This is a genomic window from Variovorax paradoxus (genome assembly GCF_902712855.1).
Classification (GTDB): Bacteria; Pseudomonadota; Gammaproteobacteria; order Burkholderiales; family Burkholderiaceae_C; genus Variovorax; species Variovorax paradoxus_Q.
This window is the reverse complement of record NZ_LR743507.1, coordinates 5,429,296-5,437,500: the sequence shown is the minus strand read 5'-3', so window position 1 is coordinate 5,437,500 and position 8,205 is coordinate 5,429,296. Positions and strand designations below refer to the sequence as shown.

The window sequence follows — 8,205 nt, the reverse complement described above, 5'->3', positions numbered from 1 at the left end:
GTTTGACTGGGGCGGTCTCCTCCCAAAGCGTAACGGAGGAGTTCGAAGGTACGCTAGTTACGGTCGGACATCGTGACGATAGTGCAATGGCATAAGCGTGCTTAACTGCGAGACTGACAAGTCGAGCAGATGCGAAAGCAGGACATAGTGATCCGGTGGTTCTGTATGGAAGGGCCATCGCTCAACGGATAAAAGGTACTCTGGGGATAACAGGCTGATACCGCCCAAGAGTTCATATCGACGGCGGTGTTTGGCACCTCGATGTCGGCTCATCTCATCCTGGGGCTGTAGCCGGTCCCAAGGGTATGGCTGTTCGCCATTTAAAGAGGTACGTGAGCTGGGTTTAAAACGTCGTGAGACAGTTTGGTCCCTATCTTCCGTGGGCGCTGCAGATTTGAGGAAGCCTGCTCCTAGTACGAGAGGACCGGAGTGGACACACCTCTGGTGTATCGGTTGTCACGCCAGTGGCATTGCCGAGTAGCTAAGTGTGGAAGAGATAACCGCTGAAAGCATCTAAGCGGGAAACTCGTTTCAAGATGAGATCTGCCGGGGCCTTGAGCCCCCTGAAGAGTCGTTCAAGACCAGGACGTTGATAGGTCAGGTGTGGAAGCGCAGTAATGCGTTAAGCTAACTGATACTAATTGCTCGTGCGGCTTGACCCTATAACTTTGATCAGTCTGATCAAGGTGTTATGCCAAGTTGACGCATTCAAAATAATTCGCCAAAAGCTGATTCCAAACTCTATGAATTCGTTTGACTGATCACGTGATCAGCCAGACAACCCTTTATGCCTGATGACCATAGCGAGTTGGTACCACTCCTTCCCATCCCGAACAGGACAGTGAAACGACTCAGCGCCGATGATAGTGCGGGTTCCCGTGTGAAAGTAGGTCATCGTCAGGCTCTTACAGCCCAAAAAACCCCAGTCAGCAATGACTGGGGTTTTTTGCTTTTGCAGACAAACATTTTTTCGGCGGCTTGACCCGCTTTTCAATGCTTGGCAAAGCTAGGTCAGCGATTGCGGACATGTGAGTCTTTAATCTCCGCCGCCCCGGCTACAACCAGTTCATCCAAGATATCGCTTGTCAGTCCATCAAGTTGGATTTCACCGAAAAAGCGAGCCCGGATGTTTTCCAGATAAGGCGTGCTCCGAAGCCAGGCGTGCCATTGATCGATGCTGATCACCTGCACCTCCAGCAGTTTGAACTTCATCAATACCTTGATCGCATGGCGAGCATGCTTCACCGGATCGCGTTGAAGCCCCGCAAGCCGGCGATGCGCAGTGGACAGCGCCTTTGGCGCATCGTCGAACACCTCGCCGTGTCCTGGTATCACTCGCAACGGCGCCAGCATTTCGATCAGATCCAGTGTTGCAGCGATGTCCTCGAAAGACGCCTCGCCGGCCAGTTCCGGGAAGGCAATGCCGAAGCCGTTCTCCCATAAAGCATCTGCCGAAATCAAGGTGCGCGATTCCGGCTCGAACAAGATGACCGAGTGGGTGTCATGACCAGGGGCGGCATGGACCTGCCATGATCGATCCCCCAGAACGTGCTCGCTCCCGGGCCTCAGCAATCCTGAGAAATAAAAACGCGGGCAGATTTGGCCGGTTGCAGCAAAGCTGAGTCTCTCTTCGTCCCATCTCTCGACCAATGTTGCCTCGCCCGGCGGAATATCGATACGGACATCCGGATACCGCTGCTGCAGCGCGGCATTTCCACCGCAGTGATCGCTGTGCAGATGCGTGTTCAGGATGCGATCAAGCGGACGCTCGCCCAGCGCCGACTCGATCAGATCCACTGTTTGCCGGGCGTGCGTCGCATAACCTGTGTCGACAAGCGCCGTTTCGTTCGCCCCCAAGAACAACACATTGTTCGACGACAGCCACCCACGCTCGAAAACCACAACACCGGGCGGCAAGCCGGCGCCCGCTGACAAGCGGCTCATTCAGGCAGCCGCCGTCGACCGGAGCTCGCGCCGCAGAATTTTTCCGACGTTGGTCTTCGGCAACGACTCCCGGAACTCGATGTGCTTCGGCCGCTTGTAGCCAGTCAGCTGCGAATGGCAGTACTGCAGCACGGCGTCCTCGGTCAGCGCAGGGTCGCGGCGCACCACGAACACCTTGATGGCTTCACCCTGTTTCTCGTCCGGCACCCCCACCGCCGCGCACTCCACCACGCCGGGGCACAGCGAGATCACGTTCTCGAGCTCATTGGGGAACACGTTGAATCCGCTCACCAGAATCATGTCCTTCTTGCGGTCGACGATTCGGCTGTACCCATCGTCCTGCATCACGGCGATATCTCCCGTCCGCATGAAGCCATCTGCAGTGAATGCCGCGGCAGTCTCTGCAGGCTGGTTGTAGTAGCCCGACATCACGTTGGGGCCCTTGATGCAGAGCTCACCGGGTTGGCCAATGGGCAAGGAGTTGCCATCGTCGTCCTTGATAGCAATCTCGATGCTCGGCAGCGGCAGCCCTATGGTGCCGGTGAACTCGGTGTTGGACACCGGATTGTTCGTGCCGATCGCACAGGTTTCGCTCATGCCCCAGCCTTCGATCATCGGACAGCCGGTGGCTTCGAACCACTTGCGCGCCGTGCCTTCCGAAGCGGCCATGCCGCCGGCCTGCGAGACGAACAGCGTCGAAAAATCGACGGTCTTGAACTCCGGATGCATCAGCAAGGCGTTGAACAGCGTGTTCACCGCAGGCAGCATGTGGAACGGCCGCTTCTTGAGCACCGCGATGAACTTGTCGAAGTCGCGCGGGTTCGGAATCAACGTCATGTGCGAGCCCTGACGAATCACCAGCAGGCACAGCGTCAGCGCGAAGATGTGATACAGCGGCAGCGCCGCGATGCTGTTCACCTTGGCCAGGTCTCCAGCGCGCGAGAGTGCAGGTGTGAACCATGCTTCGGCCTGCAGCGTCGCCGCGACGATGTTGCGGTGAGTGAGCACCGCGCCTTTCGACAAACCGGTCGTGCCACCGGTGTATTGCAGGAATGCGATTGAATCGAGGTTGCTATGGTCGGCGGCCAGCGTGCGGCCACGGCCTTCCGAGATCGCCTGCGCGAGAGGCGTCACTGTGCGGCCTCCATCCAACGGCAGCTTGTACGCCGGCACCATCTTCGCCAGATGTCGCACGGCCGCAGTGATCCAGGCGCCGTACACCCCGCCCAGCAAGTCGCCCATGGATGTCATGACCACATGCTTCACCGGCGTGCGTTCGATCACCTTCTCGAGCGTCGAGGCGAAGTTCTCGAGAATGACGATCGCCGTCGCGCCCGAGTCCTTGAGCTGGTGCTCGAGCTCGCGTGCCGTGTACAGCGGATTGACGTTCACGCAGGTGAAGCCCGCGCGCAGGACGCCGCACATCGTCACCGCAAACTGCGGGATGTTGGGGAGCATGATCGCCACCCGCGCGCCCGGTTCGAGCCCGCGCGACTGCAGCCAGCAGCCCAAGGCAGCCGATAGCGTGTCGAGCTCCCGGTACGACATCCAGCGCTCCATGCACACCGAGAACGGCTTGTCCGCATGGCGGGCGAAGGCCTCGTCGAACATGTGAGGCAGGGAGCGGTACTGCTCGGGATGAATCTCGTGCGGGACGCCGGCCGGGTAGTTGGATCGCGCGGATGTGGTCTGCATGCAAGCTCCTTTGGCGCGGATTGTGGGAGGCGTTGCACCTCCGCCGCCAGCGGGCTTGTCCTAGGAAGAAGCGTCGCCTGTCGCGCGTGCGATAGGCGCCGCCGTCGTGCGGCGGCTCGCGAACCGGGAGCGACTCAGGCCTTGCCGGACTCGCCCGGCAGCAGCACGCCGGGTGCGATGTCGGGCATGGCCTCCAGTGCGTCGTACAGTGGCGTGAAGTCGGGCGCCGTGAAATCGAACAGCTGCGCGAAGCTGTCGATCACGAAGTAGTTCGCCTGGTAGGTGTCGATCTTGTAACGCGTCCGCATCGCGCGCAGCAGGTCCAGCGGCAGGCGGCGTGGTTCGTCGCTCAGCACCGCATGCTTCAGCTCGCCGACCGAACTCAGGATGCCGGCACCGTACGCGCGCAGGCCATCCGGCTGGCGAATCAGGCCGAACTCGACCGTGTACCAGTAAAGCCGCGCAAGCTTTTCTCCGGCGCCCAGTTCATGCGCCTTGATGCCGCCCGCACCATAGCGTTGGACGTAGTCGGCGAAGGTCGGGTCGAACAGCATCGGCACGTGGCCGAACAGGTCGTGGAACACGTCGGGCTCGACGATGTAGTCGAACTCCTCGGGCTTGCGTATCCAGTCGGTCACCGGGAACCTGCGGTTCGCCAGCAACGTGAAAAAGGGCAGCTCCGGAATCAGCCCCGGCACCGCGACGATTTCCCAGCCGGTTGCGCGATGCAGCCGTTCGTTGAGATCGTCGAAGCGCGGGATGCGGTCCTTGACACCCAGCGAAGGCAGCGCGTTGATGAAGGCGTCGCAGGCCAGGCCGGGCAACTGTGCGGCCTGCCGCTCGTAGAGCCGCCTGTAGGTGTCGTGGTCGGCCGCCGTATAGCTGGCCCAATCCTGCGGGCAGGTGTAGTCGGCCATCACCTTGCCGCCGCGCGAATAGTCGCCCCGGGGCGGTCGGTCGGATGCGCCGTAGACGGCAGGGGTCACAACAGCGGCGGCAGGAGCGTCCATGAGAAACAGGGCCTTGAGAATTACTTGAGCCAGCGGTCCATCGTGCGCTGGAAGTCGCCGCTGGCCTGCTGCAGGTGCAGCCATTGGTCGACGTACGACTTGAAGGCGACGTCGTCGCGCGGCAGCATCCAGGCCATCTCGCCGTACTGCAGCGGCTTGTCGGGATTGATCGCGCACAGGCCAGGCTTGAGCTTCTGCTGCGTGATCGCTTCGGCCGCCTCCGTCACGAACACGTCCGCGCGGTTCGCGAGGATCTCATCGAAGATCGTGACGTTCTCGCCGTGCAGCGTGAGCTTGGCCTGCTTGAAGTTGGTTCGGGCAAAGCGCTCGTTGCTGCCGCCCGGGTTGAAGATGACGCGCACCGACGGTTGGTCGATGGCGGCCACGGTCTGGTACTTGGCCACGTCCGCGCAGCGCGCGATCGGCGTCTTTCCATTGACCATGTAGGGGGCGCTGAAGAAGGCGCGCTTCTGCCGGTCGGTGGTGACCGACACGCCGCCCACGGCGATGTCGCACTTGCCGGCGGCCAGATCGGGCAGCAGGTTGGCCCAGGTGGTCTTGATCCACTGCGGCCTGGCGCCGAGGCTGGTGCCGAAGCCGGCCATCAGGTCGACGTCGATGCCCTCGAAGGCGCCGTCGGTCTTCTGGAAGCTGAAGGGCTTGTAGTCCCCCGGCGTGCAGACCCGCAGCACAGCGGCCTTCTGAACCGCGTCGAGATGGGAGCCGGCCACCAGCGGCATGGCTGCCGCCGGTGGGGCAGGGGTGGAGGGCGACATGGCGCAACCCGACAGGACAGCGGCCGCAGCCGCGATGGAAGTCAGACCGATCGAAAACTTGCAGTTGCGCATGCCGGGCTCCTCGTGCGATGAAAAATAAGGGTGGGAGCCCTTATTTTGCGGCGCTCAGCACGCCGCGGCGCATCTGGTCGAGCTCGATGCTCTCGAACAGCGCCTTGAAGTTGCCGTTGCCGAAGCCGTCGTCGCCCTTGCGCTGGATGAACTCGAAGAAGATCGGGCCGAGCTGGTTCTCGCTGAAGATCTGCAGCAGCAGGGCGTCCTTCTTGCCGTCGATCAGGATCTTGCGCTTCTGTAGCTCGGCCACGCTTTCGCCGTGCTCCGGAATGCGCTTGTCGACCAGTTCGTAATAGGTGTCGATGGTGTCCAGCAGCGTCACGCCCTTGGCACGCAGTGCGTCGACCGTGGCGTACAGGTCGTCGGAGCCCATGGCGATGTGCTGGATGCCTTCGCCCTGGTACATGTCCAGGTACTCCTGGATCTGGCCGGCCTGCTCCTTGCCCTCTTCGTTGATCGGGATGCGGATCTTGCCGCAGGGGCTGGTCATGGCCTTGCTCTTCACGCCCGTCACCTGGCCTTCGATGTCGAAGTACTTGATCTCGCGGAAGTTGAACAGCTTCTCGTAGAACCCGGCCCAGACATTCATCCGCCCGCGATAGACGTTGTGCGTCAGGTGGTCGATGTAGGTCAGGCCATTGCCGAACGGCGACAGTGCCTGCTCCGACGGCACGCCGGGCAACGCCTCGAAGTCGACGTCGTAGAAGCCGATGTTGCCGATGTCGCCGGGCTTCGCGCCATTCTTGCCGGGCCAGCGGTCCACCAGGTAGATCAGGCTGTCGCCGATGCCCTTGATGGCGGGAATGTTCAGCTCGCCAGGCCCGGCCTTGTCGGCAAAGCCCCATGCGCCGAGCGAGGTGGCGCGTTCGTAGGCCTGCTTCGCATCCTGCACGCGGAAGGCGATGGCGCACACGCTCGGGCCGTGCTCGCGCGCGAACTTCTGCGCGAAGGAATCAGGTTCGGCGTTCAGGATGAAATTGATCGTGCCCTGGCGGTAGAGCAGCACGTTCTTGTGGCGGTGCTTGGCCACGGCCGTGAAGCCCATGCGCTCGAAGACCTTGCCCATCGCGACCGGATCGGGTGCCGCGTACTCGATGAATTCGAAGCCGTCGGTGCCCATGGGGTTCTCCCAGGGCGTGAAGGCGGGTGCGTCGGCGTGGCTCATGTGCGGTCTCCGGAGATGGAACGTGGGTGGGGTTCAAAAAACAAGCCGCGAGAGCGGCCGGTCATGCAATGTAGGCCGGAAGGCTTTCAGTTTTTCTGCGTATTCGGGCGCTCCGAATGGTGGCGGCGCAGTAAAACTGCAAGAATGCCGACATGGAAGCACTGGACAAGATTGATAGGCTCATTCTGCGCACATTGCAAGCAGACGGCCGCGCGACCTACGACCAGATCGCGGAACAGGTCAGCCTTTCGCCCAGCGCGGTGCTGCGTCGGGTCAAGCGTCTCGAAGAGCACAAAATCATCGACCGCTACGTGGCCCTGGTGAAGCCTGAAGCCGTCGGCCTGGGCCTGACCGCCTACCTGAACGTGAGGCTCGAGAAGCACACCGAGACCCACAAGCGCAACCCGATGGATCTGTTCCGGGCGAGCGTCCAGACCTGGCCGGAGGTGGTCGAATGCGCCGCGCTCACCGGCGACATGGACTACCTGCTGCGGGTCGTGGTGGCCGACATGGCCCACTATAGCCGCTTCATCATGGACACCCTGCTCAAGCACCCCAGCGTGGAAGACTGCAAGACCAGCTTCGTGCTCGATCGCGTCAAGGCGACCACCGCCGTGCCGGTTTAGCAACATCCGGTTGCGTCCATGCCACGCAAGCTGGGCATTCAGTCACGAATGTGTCCCGGATTGCCCCTGTCGCCTTGATGATTAAGGGAAAACCCTTACATTCGAGCCATGCTCACAGCCAAGACCCTTCTCAAAGCGTCGCTCGGCCTTGGCTCTTTCCTGAAAGCGCCGATGGTTGAGGCGCAGCCGCGTGCCACCAGCGCACCCCAGCCGGTCATGGTGCCGATCCGTTCGATCGGGCCTCGCGAACGCGAGCGCATCGCGCGCCACCTGCTCGACCTGACCCCGCACGACCGCTACCTGCGCTTCGGCTATGCAGCCGGCGACGAGCAGGTCCAGCGCTACGTCGACAGCCTCGACTTCGAGCGCGACGAGCTGTTCGGCATCTACAACCGCCGCCTCGACCTGATCGCGATGTCGCACCTCGCCTTTGCGCCGGGCGACCAGCACAGCGACTGCGCAGAGTTCGGCGTGTCCGTCTCGGCGCATGCCCGCGGTCGGGGCTACGGCGCCCGCTTGTTCGAACGCGCCGTGGTCGTGGCCCGCAACGAAGGCGTGGGCATGCTGTTCATCCACGCGCTGAGCGAGAACGCCGCCATGCTGAAGATCGCCCGCAACGCCGGCGCCACCGTGGTGCGCAGCGGTGCCGAGGCCGAGGCCCATCTCCAGTTGCCCAGCGCCACGTTCGACAGCCGCATGAGCGAGATCGCGCTGGAGCACTACGCCGCGGTCGATTTCGCTCTCAAGAGCCGCGCCAAGCAGTTCTGGTCGTTCCTGGGCAGCCTGCAGGAAGTGCGCAGCGGCATGCGGGACGCGCGCAAGAAATCCGCCTCCTGATCCGTCTTCCGGCAGGGGCGGATGGCCCCATTGCGGCCTACGCCGCCCGTCGGATGGAGCCTGTCACACGCAATCCG

General features: G+C 62.2%; 7 protein-coding genes and 2 rRNA genes (1 of these 9 only partly in view). 4 read left to right on the top strand and 5 right to left on the bottom strand.

Features of this window, described 5'->3' with window-relative positions:
• Together AACL56_RS25810 and rrf are read left to right on the top strand one after the other, a co-directional pair.
• Positions 1-662: ribosomal RNA gene (locus tag AACL56_RS25810) — 23S ribosomal RNA — on the top strand; it begins 2,209 nt to the left of the window's first position.
• Between the two features lie 128 nt (positions 663-790).
• Positions 791-903 (top strand): 5S ribosomal RNA (rrf, locus tag AACL56_RS25805).
• Between the two features lie 108 nt (positions 904-1,011).
• Here rrf and AACL56_RS25800 read toward each other — a convergent pair.
• The 5 genes from AACL56_RS25800 to hppD form a co-directional block, all read right to left on the bottom strand.
• Positions 1,012-1,944 (bottom strand): MBL fold metallo-hydrolase, encoded by a 933-nt coding sequence (locus AACL56_RS25800; RefSeq protein WP_339092637.1) that lies wholly within the window; start codon positions 1,942-1,944, stop codon positions 1,012-1,014.
• Positions 1,945-3,639 (bottom strand): AMP-binding protein, encoded by a 1,695-nt coding sequence (locus AACL56_RS25795; RefSeq protein ID WP_339092636.1) that lies wholly within the window; start codon positions 3,637-3,639, stop codon positions 1,945-1,947.
• A 134-nt stretch (positions 3,640-3,773) separates the two neighbouring features.
• Positions 3,774-4,649 carry a phenylalanine 4-monooxygenase gene (gene phhA / locus AACL56_RS25790; protein WP_339092635.1) on the bottom strand — a complete coding sequence of 292 codons (876 nt, stop codon included), beginning with the start codon at positions 4,647-4,649 and terminating at the stop codon, positions 3,774-3,776.
• A gap of 20 nt (positions 4,650-4,669) precedes the next feature.
• Positions 4,670-5,497, bottom strand: coding sequence for a transporter substrate-binding domain-containing protein (locus AACL56_RS25785; RefSeq protein ID WP_339092634.1), 828 nt, complete (start codon positions 5,495-5,497; stop codon positions 4,670-4,672).
• Between the two features lie 40 nt (positions 5,498-5,537).
• On the bottom strand, positions 5,538-6,665 hold the full coding sequence (gene hppD, locus AACL56_RS25780; protein WP_339092633.1) for a 4-hydroxyphenylpyruvate dioxygenase: 1,128 nt from the start codon (positions 6,663-6,665) through the stop codon (positions 5,538-5,540).
• A gap of 152 nt (positions 6,666-6,817) precedes the next feature.
• Between hppD and AACL56_RS25775 the strand changes: the two genes are divergently transcribed.
• Positions 6,818-7,291, top strand: coding sequence for an Lrp/AsnC family transcriptional regulator (locus AACL56_RS25775; protein WP_339092632.1), 474 nt, complete (start codon positions 6,818-6,820; stop codon positions 7,289-7,291).
• 108 nt (positions 7,292-7,399) lie between these two features.
• Positions 7,400-8,128, top strand: a complete 729-nt coding sequence (locus AACL56_RS25770) for a GNAT family N-acetyltransferase (protein WP_339092631.1) — start codon at positions 7,400-7,402, stop codon at positions 8,126-8,128.
• The last annotated feature ends 77 nt before the right edge of the window (positions 8,129-8,205 follow it).